At 58.4% G+C, this 15,068-nt stretch carries 13 protein-coding genes and 2 pseudogenes; 2 read left to right on the forward strand and 13 right to left on the reverse strand.

The window, feature by feature from the left end:
* Positions 1-43 precede the first annotated feature (43 nt).
* The 11 genes from N2605_RS27830 to N2605_RS27880 all read right to left on the reverse strand — a co-directional run bounded on the left by N2605_RS27830 (position 44) and on the right by N2605_RS27880 (position 9,133).
* A complete protein-coding gene (locus tag N2605_RS27830; protein ID WP_260343988.1) occupies positions 44-1,081 on the reverse strand; it encodes an EscU/YscU/HrcU family type III secretion system export apparatus switch protein in 1,038 nt (345 codons plus the stop codon).
* Positions 1,078-1,893, reverse strand: coding sequence for a type III secretion system export apparatus subunit SctT (gene sctT / locus N2605_RS27835; protein ID WP_260343989.1), 816 nt, complete (start codon positions 1,891-1,893; stop codon positions 1,078-1,080). Before sctT ends, N2605_RS27830 begins: the two co-directional genes overlap by 4 nt.
* Before the next feature lie 685 nt (positions 1,894-2,578).
* Positions 2,579-2,854 (reverse strand): EscS/YscS/HrcS family type III secretion system export apparatus protein, encoded by a 276-nt coding sequence (locus N2605_RS27840; RefSeq protein ID WP_260343991.1) that lies wholly within the window; start codon positions 2,852-2,854, stop codon positions 2,579-2,581.
* 1 nt (position 2,855) lies between these two features.
* On the reverse strand, positions 2,856-3,521 hold the full coding sequence (gene sctR / locus N2605_RS27845) for a type III secretion system export apparatus subunit SctR (RefSeq protein ID WP_260343992.1): 666 nt from the start codon (positions 3,519-3,521) through the stop codon (positions 2,856-2,858).
* On the reverse strand, positions 3,514-4,569 hold the full coding sequence (gene sctQ / locus N2605_RS27850; protein ID WP_260343993.1) for a type III secretion system cytoplasmic ring protein SctQ: 1,056 nt from the start codon (positions 4,567-4,569) through the stop codon (positions 3,514-3,516). Before sctQ ends, sctR begins: the two co-directional genes overlap by 8 nt.
* Before the next feature lie 57 nt (positions 4,570-4,626).
* On the reverse strand, positions 4,627-5,163 hold the full coding sequence (locus N2605_RS27855; protein WP_260343994.1) for a hypothetical protein: 537 nt from the start codon (positions 5,161-5,163) through the stop codon (positions 4,627-4,629).
* Positions 5,139-6,494 carry a type III secretion system ATPase SctN gene (sctN, locus tag N2605_RS27860; RefSeq protein ID WP_311735336.1) on the reverse strand — a complete coding sequence of 452 codons (1,356 nt, stop codon included), beginning with the start codon at positions 6,492-6,494 and terminating at the stop codon, positions 5,139-5,141. The genes N2605_RS27855 and sctN overlap by 25 nt, the downstream gene beginning before the upstream one ends.
* 10 nt (positions 6,495-6,504) lie before the next feature.
* Complete coding sequence (sctL, locus tag N2605_RS27865) at positions 6,505-7,113, reverse strand: type III secretion system stator protein SctL (RefSeq protein ID WP_260343995.1); 609 nt, start codon at positions 7,111-7,113, stop codon at positions 6,505-6,507.
* Positions 7,110-7,730, reverse strand: coding sequence for a nodulation protein NolU (locus N2605_RS27870; protein ID WP_260343997.1), 621 nt, complete (start codon positions 7,728-7,730; stop codon positions 7,110-7,112). The genes sctL and N2605_RS27870 overlap by 4 nt, the downstream gene beginning before the upstream one ends.
* A 21-nt stretch (positions 7,731-7,751) precedes the next feature.
* Positions 7,752-8,606 carry a type III secretion system inner membrane ring lipoprotein SctJ gene (gene sctJ / locus N2605_RS27875; RefSeq protein ID WP_260347511.1) on the reverse strand — a complete coding sequence of 285 codons (855 nt, stop codon included), beginning with the start codon at positions 8,604-8,606 and terminating at the stop codon, positions 7,752-7,754.
* Positions 8,607-8,623: 17 nt separating this feature from the next.
* The gene (locus N2605_RS27880) at positions 8,624-9,133 is read right to left on the reverse strand and encodes a nodulation protein NolB (protein ID WP_260343998.1); all 510 of its coding nucleotides are present in this window, start codon (positions 9,131-9,133) and stop codon (positions 8,624-8,626) included.
* A gap of 202 nt (positions 9,134-9,335) precedes the next feature.
* On the opposite strand from N2605_RS27880, the gene N2605_RS27885 reads away from it, so the two are divergent.
* Positions 9,336-10,037, forward strand: coding sequence for a secretin N-terminal domain-containing protein (locus N2605_RS27885; protein ID WP_260343999.1), 702 nt, complete (start codon positions 9,336-9,338; stop codon positions 10,035-10,037).
* A 1,496-nt stretch (positions 10,038-11,533) separates the two neighbouring features.
* The gene (locus N2605_RS27890) at positions 11,534-13,333 is read left to right on the forward strand and encodes an HrpF/NolX family T3SS translocon protein (protein WP_260344001.1); all 1,800 of its coding nucleotides are present in this window, start codon (positions 11,534-11,536) and stop codon (positions 13,331-13,333) included.
* Between the two features lie 454 nt (positions 13,334-13,787).
* Here the strand turns inward: N2605_RS27890 and N2605_RS27895 are convergent.
* Both N2605_RS27895 and tnpB read right to left on the reverse strand, forming a co-directional pair.
* A pseudogene (locus N2605_RS27895) lies at positions 13,788-14,117 on the reverse strand (IS66 family transposase zinc-finger binding domain-containing protein); the annotation flags it as partial.
* A gap of 139 nt (positions 14,118-14,256) precedes the next feature.
* A pseudogene (tnpB, locus tag N2605_RS27900) lies at positions 14,257-14,924 on the reverse strand (IS66 family insertion sequence element accessory protein TnpB); the annotation flags it as partial.
* Positions 14,925-15,068: the final 144 nt, after the last annotated feature.

Here is a 15,068-nt window from a genome sequence, read left to right on the forward strand (position 1 = left end):
GGGTCGTTGACCAGAGATTTAAGCATCGCTGTTTTGCGCGACGCTAAACTAGGCCGGCGGCAAAGACTGCCTTTGCAACCCTCTCGAAACACTCCATCGGAACGGCCTTGCCCATCGCACCTTTTCGGATCAGCTGGCGCGCCAAGACATGATCTTCGACAATGCTTAGACGTTGGGCGCGCGCCTGCGCCAGTAACTGCGAAGCCGTTTCGCCCTCACCGCGGCACACCAATACCGGGACGCCGGTCTCGCCCCGAACGTAGCGCAGCCCAACCAATGTCGCTCGCCCCGTCAGTATCACTGTCGCCCGATGGATGCCGAGCGGAGACTCGTTCGCCGACTCCCGGCGGAGCCTGCGGTGTTCACCCTTGATCTGCGGATTGCCATCCTGTTCCTTGGACTCGCGCTTGGCTTCGCTCTGCGTCATGCGCATGTCGCGCATGAATAACCAACGCTGAATGAGCAGATCGGCCAAGCCGCCAATCAGAAAAGCGCCGGCAGCAATCGCGATCAGCACTTTGAGCTCTTTAAAGACAAAACCAAAGCAGCTCAAATCGCAAAGGGGCAAGTATACCAGTGCCCTCCAACTTGCGAGCACAGTGAAAACGAACGTAGCGCCAAGAACCAACACTTTGACGACAGACTTTCCAAGCTCGACAACCGAGCGCTGGGAGAAAATCCGCTTCAGCCCTTTGACGGGGTCCAATTTCTCAAAGCCGGGTTTAAGCGGCTCAACCGAAATCGTCAGCCCGCCGCCGGCCAAGACACCGGCCAGAATCGCCGCAACCAAGGCCGCACCTAGGATGGGAGCCGCGGCCGTTATAGAAAGGTCCATCAATCCGACCAACGCTTGCCGGGCCGCACTGTTGAAGGGCTGTTCCTGCAGCTTGTCGATGAGCCGCACGGCTTCGCGCCATCCGTCTTCGATCGGGCCCGCCCTGAAGCACAGGCAGCCGAAACCAGCGCAAAGGCTTGCCGCGGTCACAAAGTCGGCGCTGCGCGGGCTCTGCCCTTTCTTACGCGCGTCTCTCAGCTTCTTGTGACTTGGTGGAAGGTTTTTCTCTTCGCTCGTGTCGTTCATTTCAAGATCTTCTCGAGCCACTCCAGCACGCCGCTGAACTGAATGATCTCTGCTCCCATATATTCGATCAGGAAGACGGCGTAGCTGACCATAATGATGCCAAAGGCGGCATTCTTGATGGTCGGAGACAGATCGTTCAGCTTGATTTGCGGCGCAAAGCGCCCGAGCAGCATGAGGGATACGTCGATCAGAAGCAGCAGAGCCAGCAAAGGCCCGGCGACCACGAGGGTCGTGTGCATGATATGGTCGAGAAGCCCGATAAACTCCATTGCCCCTTGGTGGGTCAGGGGCGGTAGCAGCCGATACACGGGCCAGATCAGATAACTTCCATAGAGGCATCTGACCATGGTCTGCAGACCTCCTGATACAACAAAGATCGTAACCGCGGCAGTCCCGAGAAAGAGCCCCATAGGAGCGGTTTGACTGCGTGTGGCAGGATCGTCTACCTGGCTGGAGATGCCGCGCTGGGTATCAATGATGTCACCAACGGCCTGGATGCTCCAAAGTGGTATACTAAGCAGAAAACCGAACAGCAGGCCGATAAAGATCTCCTTCAAACCGAGGAGCGAGATCGCAATCATACGGGTGCCCGGATCTAGTGTCTTCAAGCCGTTCCTGATCTGCATCAAGCAAGGCACTCCAATCACAACCGTCACGCTTGCGCGGATAATCCCGCTAATGTGCGGTCGCGTGAATACCGGAAGGACCAGCATAATGCCGAGGGCCCGGGCCGCGCCAAGCCCGGCCGCCACGATGAACTCGACAGCAGTCTGAATCAGAGTTTGCGTCTCGGTGGGTGACAAGGCATCCATTTTAGCTCAGCTCATCCTTCCTTCAGCCAATGCAACCGTCGCACTCGCGTCGCCATGATGTGAGACGTCAAGGATCTCGTGTTCCAGCGGTTGCAGAGCGACAGGCCTCCCACAGGGCAGGTGCCTTCGGCTTCAACCATCCATATGCCTACAGCCATCCGGCGCAGAGGTATAACCGTTCGATGAGAGCACCACCGGTGAAATCGCGCCGCTGCGCGGCCTACAAGCCAAGCTTCTACCGCTCTCACCGGCCACAGCGCGGTTTGGAGATCTGAGGGCCTCGACGCTTCCATCAATTTCGCAGTCTGTGGAGATCGGTCCCGAGCGGCACCTTCATTCGCAGGCTCATTCACCAGAACGCCAGAACCGTGGGGCCGCTTGCAATCAAAGCGGTTCGCCCGTTCACTGCGTCGACAACTCGCCAGGCAATGCATCGAGGACTAGGTCACAGCAGGTAATTCCATCACGTGAGCATAACCTAAATCGAATGGATAGAACTTCCGAATGGGTCATTCTTCCTCCGAATACGCCAGGCTCAGGGAGCCGAACAGGACAGTTCGGATATCTATCGTCTCCTGCTGGAGAGGCGAGCTTTCGATAAGCTGACGAACTCGCCTTTGTGGTTCACAGAAGGCCGACAAACGCGCGCTATAGCTAACACTTAGACAGCTTTGCGTTCCGCGCACTAATACCTCGCTGTGAGCGCGGGGAACTCAGTGAAAATATGCTTGGCTTGCTCGATCAGCGGCGCGCTCAGCACCGGAGCAAACAGAACGAGCACGGCGACGACGACGAGAAGCTTTACGGTAAGCGGCAAGGTTTGATCCTGGAGCTGGGTTGCTGCCTGCACGATGCCGATACCCAATCCGGCCACCAGGGCTGCCAGGAGCGGCGGTAGAACCCAGATCATGAACAGGACCAGTGATCGACTGAGGTGGGTGAGGATGCTGGCCTCGTCCATCTCAATTCCCCGGAGATGCGTAGCTTAAGACTAATCCGTGCATGAGCCGCGACCAGCCGTCGATTGTGACGAACAGAAAGAGCTTGAAAGGAACGGATATCATTGTTGGTGACACCATCGACATGCCCATGGCCATCAGAATTGTCGTCACAATCAGGTCAATTGTGATGAACGGAAGATAGAGAAGGAAACCGATTTCAAACGCACGCTTAAGCTCCGAGATCAAAAAGGACGGCACGAGGATCGCAAAATCATCGGCTGTTGCGTTGCCGCGCATCTCCTCCGACCAGATATGTTCCGTTGACGACAGGAAGAACGTGCGCTGCTCCTCAGTGGTGAACTTCTTGAGATGGGCGCGCAGCGGCTCGCTGCCCTCCTTGGCGGCGGTCAACCAGTCGTCGGCGGTTTCGTAACGAAGTTGCATCTTTGTCACGCGGTTGTATGTCTGCTCAAAGACCGGGGCGTCTATGAACACGGTAAGGATCAATGCAGCGCCATACAGAACGATGTTCGGTGGTATGGACTGAGTGCCGAGCGCGTTGCGGATCAGGAAGAGAACGACGGAAACCTTGATGAACGCCGTCGTCGTGACGACTGCGAATGTCAACAAGCCAAGGCCGACGGTCGCCGCGACAAGCGCAAGGATGCTCGGTTGAATGTCAACCATTGACGGCCAACCTGCTGCGTAACCGGATGCCCAACGCTTCACCGACACGTACGATGTCGCCGCGGCCGATCAATTGACCGTTGGCGACAATGTCGACCGGACCGTCCAGCTGCCGGCCAAGCTCGAATACGTGCCCCTCGTTGATGCTTCTCAGCGTACCCAGCGGGATGGGCCAGCGGCCGCATTCAAACACAAGCGTGATCTCAACACTGTCGATGTCGGCTTCCGAGGGCGGGATTGCTTGCTCCGCTTGGGGGCGTATCGTCATATTTGCATACCTTAGAGGATGGGACTGCAGGCGGAATGGTCCCTGAAGGATAAGTCTGTCGCCCGCGACCTGCGCCGGCGCCCACAACTTGTCCGCAGCGAGGATGAGCTGGCCATGGGCAAATGGAATGACGTCGGGCAGCAGTGCGTCGCCGGGCTGTGCTTGACGAAGAAGGCTGACGGGCGCCCGCAGCAAGCCGATCTCTCTCGCAATCACGACCGGCAATTCCGAAGAAATCTTGCCTAACTCTCGCGGTAATTGGCCGATCAACTCGCCTAACACACGAAACGCAGACGGAACCAGACCGTCAAGAGGCGCGAACAAGAACAGGCGGGCCTCGGCGGCCAGGGATCCGAAAGTAACGTCGAGCTCCAAGTAGGGGCCTTTGGCCTTTGCGCCTTCAATGCGGATCAGCTGCAAATTCCGCGCGAGCATGATCTCTAATCGAGCGAGCCAAGGTTCCAGAGCAAGTTCGAGAAGCAGCGAACGGGTTGGGTCGGAAGGTAAAGCAAGGCCAGACTGGACCGTCGAAATCAGCGCCTCGACAAGAAGGCGGGGCAAGGACAAGACAGCGGTCTCGCCTCCGGCGCAAAAGACGCAGTCGAGCATCGACATTGCATATGGCTCGGCCTGCCAAACAAGCCGGTTTATACGGATCGATACCGGCTTATCGTCAAGGCGGCTCTGCAGAACCGTGCGCGGTGCGGCGACCTCGTTGATCCACGAGACCACGCGATGCGACAACTTTACCGCTGGCTGAAATAGTACGGGTTCACCCACGGCATTTACCGACAGGTTCCACGGGCGCAGCTCGCGACGTCATAAGACAACCAGCCATTAGTTCGAGCCACCGACTGCCTGGCTGCGCGAGCCACCTTGATGTCGGAGCAAAACCTCGTCTTCGGCATCGATTTCGGCTGCACACTCCGAACGGACAGCGGTAGTGCGTTCGACATTGCCCTCAATCTCCTGCCATTTTTGGCTCGCCGCCGAACGCTTGGCCCATATGGTCCGCGCCTCATTCACTGTCCGCTGGGCCTGCTCATGCGCGACGCGCGCCTGCTCACGCGCCTGGCGTGCCGATTCGATCTCTGCTGCCAGTCGCCCAAGGACGAGTTGACAGCGACGATCGAGCTCGGCCACGGACATCGTCTCGAGCGAGGCCAACTCCTGATAAAGTTCAGCTTCGACCTTGGCGCGACGATTCTCCGCGCCTTCAAGATTCTCAGACGCTCGCTGTAGCGCTTCGACCGCAATCCGGCGCCTGGCTTCCATGTTCGACAATTCACGAAGCGCGCTTCGCTCTCTCATGTCTTTCACCAGCCGCAATTTCGACGCTTGCACGAGATTCAGGCCGTTAGACGCGACATCCATGAAACGGTCTCCTCAAAGCTAGACGGCTCGTCCTGTCCCTGGCGCAAGAATGCGCGCAGTTCTTCGATTGAAGCGATTGCCCGATCAGTCAGTGGATCGCTGCCCGGCTTGTATTCACCGACTTTGATCAGGAACTCCGCCTCATTGTAGCGCGAGAGCAGATCGCGGAAGACGGATGCCGCCTTGCGATGTGGATCAGAGGCGACCGCATCCATGACGCGACTTCGGCTCGACAGCACGTCGATGGCGGGAAAATGCTCTCGCGAGGCGAGCGCGCGCGAAAGAATGATATGACCGTCGAGAATGCCGCGCGACTCTTCGGCGATCGGATCGCCAGTGCCGTCACCTTCGACAAGCACGGTATAGAACGCCGTGATCGAACCCCGCTCGCCCATACCGGCTCGCTCCAACAGACCAGGCAGCAGCGCAAAGACGGAAGGAGGAAAGCCGCGCCGGGTGGGAGGTTCTCCTGCGGCAAGACCTATTTCGCGCATCGCACGGCTGAAGCGCGTCAGCGAATCCATCATCAGAACAACCTGCAGCCCTTGATCACGAAAGTACTCAGCGAGTGCGGTCGCCATATGAGCGCATTGCGCCCGCTCCATTGCCGATCGATCGGATGTCTCAACCACAACGATCGTGCGAGCGATGGCATCTCCAATATGACGTTCGATGAATTCACGCACCTCACGTCCACGCTCTCCTATGAGCGAAACGACGGTGACATCGGCGGCCGCGCCTTTTACAATTTGCGACATCAGCGTCGACTTACCGCAACCGGCATCTCCATAGATCCCGATCCGCTGACCTTCGCCACACGTCAGAAGTCCATCCAGCACGCGAACACCGAGCGGAAACGGCTGCACGATGCCACGCCGCCTCATCGGGTTGGGCGCCTTGCCGCGGAGCGGACACGTGTGGACCGTCTTTATCGGCCCCTTGCCATCGAGTGGACGGCCAAAGCTATCGATCACGCGGCCGAGCAGGTCGGGTCCGACTGACACCTCCTGCATGCGCCCGGTCGGGAGCACTTCCGCGCGGTGGGACAAGCCGACCAGCTCGCCAATGGGCGTCAGCAACACCCCGTCCGGCAGCAAACCGATGACTTCCGCTTCAAGTGACCATCCGGATGCGTGATCCTGCAACAGGCAAAGTTCTCCAACACGGGCCCCCGGCAACACGGCATGGAGCAAGGTGCCAATCGCACGCGTGATCCGTCCCCGCACGGCACGCGTATCGACATCCTTTGCTGCGAATCTTAAAGATGCTATCGCCGCATGCACATCTCCTTCTCCGGCCGCTTGATGATGGCCTGATCGTTGCGTGGTCACGGATCGCTTCCTAAGAAGATGGATTAAGGCTGAGACGCAATGTGCGGAGCTGCGCGGCAAGTCCTAAATCGACACTGCCGAACTCGCTCCACAGAACGCACTGGTCGAGCCCCACGGCCGGGTCCGGATCAATTCTGACTTTCGGCCGACCATCCGTTCCATCGAACGCCGCGAATTCATGCCTTAGTGCATCAGCATTCACAGGAGAGACGTGAAGGCATACTTCTGCGCCGCCAGATCTTTGCTCGACGGCGTGACGAACGGTCCTTACCAACATCTCACCCGGATCGAAGGAGCCCAACAAATCGGTCAATATCTCAATCACGAGCTGTGGCAACTCCTGCTGCAGAACGGCTTTTCGCCGGGCCACATCGGAAGCAGCTCGGGCGATCAGCTGTGCCATTTCGTCTGAGCCTGACCTAAGACCTTCGCAATGGCCGCGCTGCCGCTCCTGCTGATAGGCTTTCCGTGCCCAACTGCGAACCTGCCGCAGATATCGCTCGGCTAGCGCGCGCGTCTGCACCGCATCGTACCAAATACCGACTTCCGCGGCTGGTATGAGCGGACCAAGCGGTCGTATCCGCGGGCTATCTGGCAAGACTGCTTCATTGGCCGTCATGCCGCTGGCTCCTCCGTGGCCAAGTGGGCCACCACCAAAGACAGTAACTGACCCGCTGAATTGTGGTGTTCGGCTGCTGGGGATTCGGCGGTGGTCCCCGCAGGTAAGCGGAAAAGAACGCGCACACGGTCAAGCTCTGATGCGTCCTTGAGCCAAGCACCAAGGCAGGCACATCCGTCATGTTCAATCTGGATAGCGAGCTTCTGCGGATCGTCAATCGATGTGGTTGCGACGGCGCGGGATATGTGTCGGATTGCGAAAGCATGCGCTTCCACACCAACATTTTCGATCAGAATCGCTGCATCATGCTTTGACACAAGCTTGAGCACCGAACGGGCATGCCAGATACTGCCGGCGAGCAGGGCCGCCCGACGCGGATCATGCCCGAGCAGAATGTCCCTACCCCAGTCGGTTCCGTTTGAGACCAGCTCACTGCCCAGCAGCAATTCGACCAGTCTTTGCTGCAGTCTCGGAGTCTTCTGCAACTGCAGCACTGTGGCGGCCGACAGGCGGCCATCAAGATGGCCGGCAAACCGGTCCGGATGAATCAAAGCGGCAAGCTCGCGTAGGCGATCGGAATGCGGGTTAAGTGAATGATTTTGGTCAGTGGATGCCATCGATACGGACCTTCTTGCCGCCTATTTCGGATCGGAGGACAGTTTTCTGCCGGCGGACTGGACCGCTGGCTTGCTGGCACCTCTGCCGAGATTCGTCACTTTGCGCCAGGATTGACGAAGCTGTCGCCCACGTGTGCTCAGCAGCACGTAAGTTAGAATGCCCAACGCGGCGAGGGCACCTCCTGCACTGATCGCAATGTGGGTTGCGATGAACTTGGTTGGTTCGGCGGAAGCTGCCGCTGGCACAACAGAGACCTCATGATGAGCCCGCTCAACCGGCACGAACACGACCGCCACCTTGTCGTACGATAGACCTTCGATGCTGTTGGCGACGAGCATCTTGATCTGCGGCAGCAAGGCTGAGAGCTTCGCGTTGGAGGCGTGTCGAATGAAAACCGACGCCGAGGACGGGGTTGCATCCTGTCGCAAAAGATCATTCTTCGGCAGAACGACATGAACACGGGCGGAGAGAACCCCATCGATATCGTTGATCGTGCGCGACAATTCTTCACTGAGGGCATAGACGTAGCGGGCTCGCTCCTCAACCGGAGAGGCAACGAGGCCCGCCCCCTTGAACACCTCACCAAGACTCTTGAAGGATTGGCGCGGCAAGCCTTGGTCATTCAGCAGCTCGATTGAGTAGGCGAGCTGCTTTTCTTCCACCTGAATTGTGCTGGTCCCATCCTTACCCACGACACGGATGGCATCGACGCCCTTGCTCAGGAGCAGCCCAAGCATCTCGTTGGCTTCACGCTCCTGAACTTTGGTATACAGATCAGCTTTGCAACCGGCGAGGGGCAGCAAAAGCAGCAGCAGGAAGAGAGCATGAAGCCGCTTTCTTGCGGGTCGGCCATTACCGATCCTGTCTTTCGTCAAAACAGCCAACGGCCCGCTCAGCCCGCCGATAGAAGCTTGTTCAGAGATGAACTAACAGCACCCGTCCCCTTCGAGAGGAGCGAAACCTGGATGACGCCGTTGTAAACATCCCGCAGATTCGCCAGCGCCGCGTCGAAACGATCCGCGTCTTCAGGTTTTCCCGCTGGATGTACCTCGACTTGCTGCACACGCAAGACCGGTTGCGCAGCCGGCCCAAGCTGGAGACTCTTGGTAGGATCAGGCTCGCCGACGAGCGTCGGCGAAACTGCGCCCGACGGAAGTGGTTTGCCCTGGTGAATAGCAGAAATGCTCTGAAGGATGCGATCGCCAAGCGGGATCGCCGGCGTGACTGCGCGCTGCACTTCCGGCAGAGATGGCGCTGGCGCGCGCTCGGGCACAGAAGAGGCGACACCTTGGTTCGAGGCCGCCTGCGCAAGACTCTCGTCAAACTGGCCGATTGCCGGCAAACAGCCGTTGGAGGCACACTCGACCGAGTTGGCAGAGATCGACGTAACGCCAAACAACATGGAGGAAATCATTTCTGTTACGTGGTGAGATGAGCCGTTCGTTCACACGAATGGGCCACACCTTAGAGAAGCAAGCTGACCAAAAACTGACGAGACTCTGTCATCTAATGATCACGGTTAGCTTCCAATTTGGCACGAAGCATCGGCTTTCCAATTTTGAGACGAATTCCGGTGCTTGTTCTCAAGTGTAACAATAGCAGGAATGCTCATCCCATCCACAAGGCTGCACATCTTGAAGAAAGTTCTCTATGCTGGTGTTTTCATTTGCTTGGGCGTATTCGAGGCGCTCGGCGCTCCCCTGGCGCTGCCATCGACGCCTTATAGTTACACAGTTCTGGATCAGGACCTCGCGGCCGCACTGCAGGAATTCGGTAACAACCTAAATATCAGAGTCAATGTCAGCACAGGCGTGAAGGGGCGGATTCGCGGGCGAATGCCGGATCTCCCACCGCGAGAGTTTCTCGAACGGTTGATCAATCTCTACAATCTTCAATGGTACTACGATGGGCTGGTGCTCTACGTATCCGATGCGCGCGAGGCGCAAAGCCGTCTTTTCGTGTTGAGTCCAATCAGCTTTGATGCGTTCAAGGCGGCACTCGATGCGCTCAACATCTCCGACGAGCGTTACATCGTGAGACCCGTACCGGGAGATGGCCTCGTCTTCGCCTCTGGTCCACCCCGCTTTGTCGCGCTTGTGGAGCAAACAATAAAGGGACTTGCGGCCGAGGCACAGGCACGGCGAAACTCGAGCGGTGCCGAAAAGCCGCCGCACGAGTCGGTTTTGATGCTATTTCGGGGATCCTCCAGCGTGGTCATTCGCGAAGGACGACCGAATGACGCTCCTTCCCCGGAGGCGCCACATCAAAACGGCGTGGTCCACACACCCGATGCAGGTAAGAGATGACGTGATAAAAACAGATGACCTAGGAAGAGATGCAATACGTCTGCTTATGCCCTCTGTCAGCTCTTCGAAAGCTACTGCTGCCATTGTCAGAGCGCGGATGTGTAGATGGCCGATGCCGCAGGGTGGCGTTGTCAACGTCCAGGCCGCAGCAACGGATGCGAACCAGAATTCTGGCCAGCAGCATCGGTGAGCGCTTTGCCACTTTAGCGCCTCATGCGAGCTTTTGAACAACACCACGAAGCCCGTCATGCAAATGAGCTTCGTCCCACAAGAATGAAAGCCACTCCGTTGTCAAAAGGAAAAGCAGGATGGACTTCAACGCGCTAAGCCCGGCGGACAACGGCCCAGCGTCCCACTCGTGCTCGTCGCCCGCCGGTCCAAGGGAGTTTGAGCGTGAACTAATGGCATTGCATGAAATACCCGAATACAGCCAGGACCTAATTTGGCAGCAACTCGGAGCCAGATCATCGCGTGTCGAGCCATCATTGAGCGGCGGCGAGCGGTCCAATTCCCAACAGCCGATCGCTCAACACCGCGCGGACGCCTCCGATTTCGGCAACGACCTTGTTTGGCAAGATCTTGAGCCTTGGCTCATGCGGGCCGGGTCACCTCACGCTGGACCGTCTCAAGCTGAGCCCACGCTGCCCGCAGGGGTTGCTCCGCCGGAAATTGGAGATTTCGCCATGGCGAACGGTCGTCGCGCCAAGGACGACTGGGTCTTCACCGGCCAAACAGCTACGCCCGCTCAGATCGAAATGCTAAGAAGTTGCGATCTCATACCTACCAGGGATGTCCGGACAACAACGTTCACCGTCCTGGGTGTGCCTCACACGGCGGAATGGCGAGAAGAAGATTTTATTCGTCTCAAACCGTCGCTGGACCCTTCCCTTTGGCCTGTAGATTCGAGCGAACACTCGCCAAGCGGCTAAGAAATTGACATGAAGAATGCCTAGCGCAGCTGAGCTTCGATCCGCTCGGGGCAATACCGTCGGCAGCATCAACGCAAGCGCCAACACTCTCGTTGGGCTTAGGCGCGAGGTCGCTACGCGTGGATGATTTCACCATAAGATGCTGCGGAGACCTGCGACGTTGTTGCAAGGATCAGCGCACGAGACCATCCGCAGAGCGGCAGACTCGGCTTCGTTAGTTCGACCCAGTTGGCTCGGAGGCGAGCGATCAGCATACAAGCAAGCCGATTCCGATATCGAGAACCGCTCACCGCCTCTCACACTATCATTGCGCGTCCCGCCGCTGTGAAACCTCTGAGCGCCGTCAGCTTTTGGAAAGCTAATCGAACCTACCATATGGCGTGAATATCTAGACGGCGATGTGCCTATAGATTGTAGCGGAACTGAGCGCTGGGGCGCACTGAGCAATCGGAAGCACGTGGTAGGAGCCATCGAAGCCTATCGACATTTCTTGCTCGTTGTTCGTCGCGATTCTCGGCTGCGCCACATGACCGGCTTGTGGTGCGATCTCAAATCAGAGGACGTATAATGTCAATCAACAACCTATCGCTAACCGCCAGCTCGACTTTGTGCGTGCTGGCCCCCGGGCCCTCAGTGGCGCGGGATCTTTCAGACTTCGAGGCAGTGCTGGCTGGTTGCTCGTTGAAAGACAATTCTGATGACCATTCCACACCTCAGGATCGGGCGGCTGCAGAATCAGCCAAGCGCCTGACGGAGGAACTCACACAGGTGGTGCGGAACATCCTCCCGCCGGAGATCAAGGCCGCACTGGACGCATGTCAGCAGGCCCCAGAGCCATCCTCCGCGGAGTCCTCCTCCGCAGCGAGCGCCCCGAAGATTGCAGAGGCACCCGTACAAAGCTCCAGGATCACGTGGAACAGCGGCACGCTGACTGATGCCGAGCTGCAGATTGTGTCGGTGCTAAACCGACACAAAGATAAATGCCCGCTGGATTGGAAATCTCTTGGAGATTTGGCCAACGATCCCTCCACACCGCCGGATCTAAAGGCGGCGATCGAGGCCTTGCAACAGGACCCAGAGCTCTTCTATGCGATAGGCTCGCAAGGTGACGGCCGCTGCGGCGGGAAGATCAAAGCAGGTGATCTCTCCGGCTTCTCCGATCACCACCCTCAGGTCGCTGCTTTCCAGGAGCAGCGGGCAAAGAGCTATACGCAAAACTACATCCCTTCCGATGGCACCCGTAATGGCGAGCCATCGGTTATGACCCAGACCGATGCATTGCGCGAGCTCTACCGCTATGCCGACAACCTGCCAAAAAACCTGAGCCTTGCGGATTTCAAGCGGATCGTCGACGGCGAAGCTAAAAGCGGCAAATGCCCGCCACAGGTCCTCGCGGCCGCTCAATACTTCCTCGACCACCCGGTTGAATGGAAGCAGTTGTACGGTGGCTCGATAGACAAGGTCCACAAAGAGGACTTCCTGCAGGTTGCTTCATCATCGATGAATCTCACGCAAGCCGAGCTCGATACGCTCAATACAATCAGCAAGAACCAAAGCGCTTTCTTCGGGAAGGGTGACCTGACCCGGGAAAAGCTGGCGAGCATGGTCGATGATAAGAGCCTCGCGCCCGAGGTGCGAAAGGCGGCCTCCCAGCTGCTCTCCGATCCTGTGTTGTTCGGGTTAATGAACAACGCGATTACGGGCTACAAAACCCAGCACAAGTTCTTTGACTTCGGCGGCGGCCATACGGTCGATTCCGGCAACATCAGCAACACCGACTTCAACCAGTTCTTCAACAACATGTCGGGTGCGAACCGCACCGTTCAGCAAGTGAAGACGCATGCCGTCCGAACGCCTGCCGAGCAGGACGCGGTCGCGGACATGACGATGGGCATGGCAGACCAGCCCGACATCAAGTCGCCCAAAAAGAACGGTGGCGCCTTCATGCACGCACTTAATGACGTGCTCAAAGTTGGCTCTAAGGTATTCGACTGGGCCGCAACAGCAGTCGGTGTACTTGGCTTCATTCCAGGCTTGGGTGAATTGGCCGATCTGGCGTCAATGGTGCTCGAAGCCGAGGCGCAAGCTGCAAATCTTCTTCATACTGCCATCAGTGGAGGCAACATAAAGCAAGCGCTGCAAGAAGCCGGGCTGAGCCTTGCGGCACAGGCGGTGGGCTGCATCGCCGGACCTCAGGTCAAATTAGCAATGCGAGAAGGCTTGGTGAAGCAGGCAATTCAAGAAGCCGCGACGGCCGGCATCAACCTGCCGGTTTCGGTGGCCCAGTCCTACGCGGAGGATTATCTGAATAACCTGAAGGCTCGCATCGAGTCAGAGCGCTTGCAAGCTGCAGGCGCTAACGCCTAGGCGGACTGAAGCTCTCTTCTCAGGATCACGCTGGAAACGCTAATCGAGCTTGCGCGGCCTCCGCGCCGTTGGGCCTCTCTGCCGAGCAGTAGGTCGCGCAAGTTCTGCCAGCATACTTGAGAGCGCCCCGAATCTGAGGAACTTATTTCGGCTCTTCACTGGGTACAAACTAGCTCGATCGCCCGAATCCGACCTCAAAGCCAGTCTGCCGCTGTGAAGTTCCATCGACTGCATACCCCGCCTGTCAGTAAGCGCTCAGCCGGGTCCTATTGAGGTTTGCTTGACGTTTTGCGGAAGCGCCGCCGCATGAGGTCTTTGATCCTGCTATGGGGATGGCCGTCGATGATCGCCTCGAGGGGTGATATAGGCAGCCGGGTTGACGCGTAGGCGGCGGCGCATGTGGTCCGCGATCGGTTGGAGATGGAAACAGGTGCGCCGGACCAGTCGCCCAGTGTCGCGCATAGATCTCGGCCTGACGGCAAAATGGCGCATGGTCGCCAAACTTGGAGACGATCACGTGCGCAATGGCCGCTTCTGTCGGCAGCCCGCTGGGCATGACATGCTCCGGTGCGTGTGCCTGCACGACAGGGCCGGAGCAGCGGCGACAGATGTATTCGGGCGGCGCGTGACCAGCACACGCCATTGCGCCGGGATCACGTCGAGGCGCTTGCTGACGTCCTCGCCGATCTTCGTCATGGCGCCGCAACCGCACGGGCAGAGCGTGCTCGCAGGCTCGATAATCTGCTCCACCCGCGGCAAAGTGGGCAGGCAAGCAGCCGCGATTGCGATGAGAGCCTTGATCCGTCACGCTCCGCGATCGGCTCTGGATCACCGCCGCGGCTGTCTCTTGCGCCGCGTCCAGCATGCCTCTTATCCAAGCCCTTGAACAAGGCCGCGAACATCGCCGGCGACGCGCGCATCACGCCATCCGTGACCGTTGGCCAAACGAACTTGCAATCTTTGAGGCGTTTGTGCACCAACACCAGCCCGTTCGATCTCAGACCAAAATCTTGATCCGATCCGCTCGTTTTAATCGAAACACGAAGGCTGCGTCCGCTGAACGGGTCGAGACGAAGCATCTCCTGCACCTTCGCCGCAAGCCATCGTGGCCACAGCGGAAGTCGATCGGCCGCGTTGCAACGTAAATCTTCAGATCAGCACCGGCCGCAATCATCGTGATGCCTCGCAGCACGCGGATCACCCGGAACAGCTGCTCGGTATCAATGGCCGTATCCGTCCGCAGCACGATATCACCAATCGCAATCTCAAGCTTGATTGCCGGAGCCTGACGCTCCTCCAACGCACCTCCCACCACCAGAGGCGCGAATGTCGGCTGCGACGCTTCGCACGCCGCCAACAGGGCTCGCTGTCGAAAGCGCCGTCGCCAGTAGATCTGCCAGCGCGTCGTTCCATACTTGCGCGCCACCTCGGACACCTGGGCACCGGGTAACAGGCTCTCGGCGACAATCCGAGCTCCTTCTGCTCCCGAACGCACACGGCGCCCCGACGGCCCTTCAAGAGCCTCCAGCCGGCTCACCGACCCTGGTGATGTGCCGTCCAAATGGACGTCCTTTTTGCTGTCCCATCCCATCCCGAACCTTCGTCCAAACCGGAGGCTTCTTCGCACAACTATCCAGATCCCTAGCAAGGGTTCCGGCTAAGCGCTTGCGCCTGTCAAGATCGCGATGGATTAACACTACGCGACAGACCGGGCGCAGCCGCGGAGCCTTCCGTT

The organism is Bradyrhizobium yuanmingense, from assembly GCF_025200905.1.
Taxonomy (GTDB): domain Bacteria; phylum Pseudomonadota; class Alphaproteobacteria; order Rhizobiales; family Xanthobacteraceae; genus Bradyrhizobium; species Bradyrhizobium yuanmingense.

Coding starts and splice junctions, on each gene's coding strand:
- N2605_RS27830 (WP_260343988.1), bottom strand. CDS start 1,081: ATGAACGACACGAGCGAAGAGAAAAACCTTCCACCAAGTCACAAGAAG.
- sctT (WP_260343989.1), bottom strand. CDS start 1,893: ATGGATGCCTTGTCACCCACCGAGACGCAAACTCTGATTCAGACTGCT.
- N2605_RS27840 (WP_260343991.1), bottom strand. CDS start 2,854: ATGGACGAGGCCAGCATCCTCACCCACCTCAGTCGATCACTGGTCCTG.
- sctR (WP_260343992.1), bottom strand. CDS start 3,521: ATGGTTGACATTCAACCGAGCATCCTTGCGCTTGTCGCGGCGACCGTC.
- N2605_RS27855 (WP_260343994.1), bottom strand. CDS start 5,163: ATGGATGTCGCGTCTAACGGCCTGAATCTCGTGCAAGCGTCGAAATTG.
- sctL (WP_260343995.1), bottom strand. CDS start 7,113: ATGACGGCCAATGAAGCAGTCTTGCCAGATAGCCCGCGGATACGACCG.
- N2605_RS27870 (WP_260343997.1), bottom strand. CDS start 7,730: ATGGCATCCACTGACCAAAATCATTCACTTAACCCGCATTCCGATCGC.
- N2605_RS27880 (WP_260343998.1), bottom strand. CDS start 9,133: ATGTTGTTTGGCGTTACGTCGATCTCTGCCAACTCGGTCGAGTGTGCC.
- N2605_RS27885 (WP_260343999.1), top strand. CDS start 9,336: ATGCTCATCCCATCCACAAGGCTGCACATCTTGAAGAAAGTTCTCTAT.
- N2605_RS27890 (WP_260344001.1), top strand. CDS start 11,534: ATGTCAATCAACAACCTATCGCTAACCGCCAGCTCGACTTTGTGCGTG.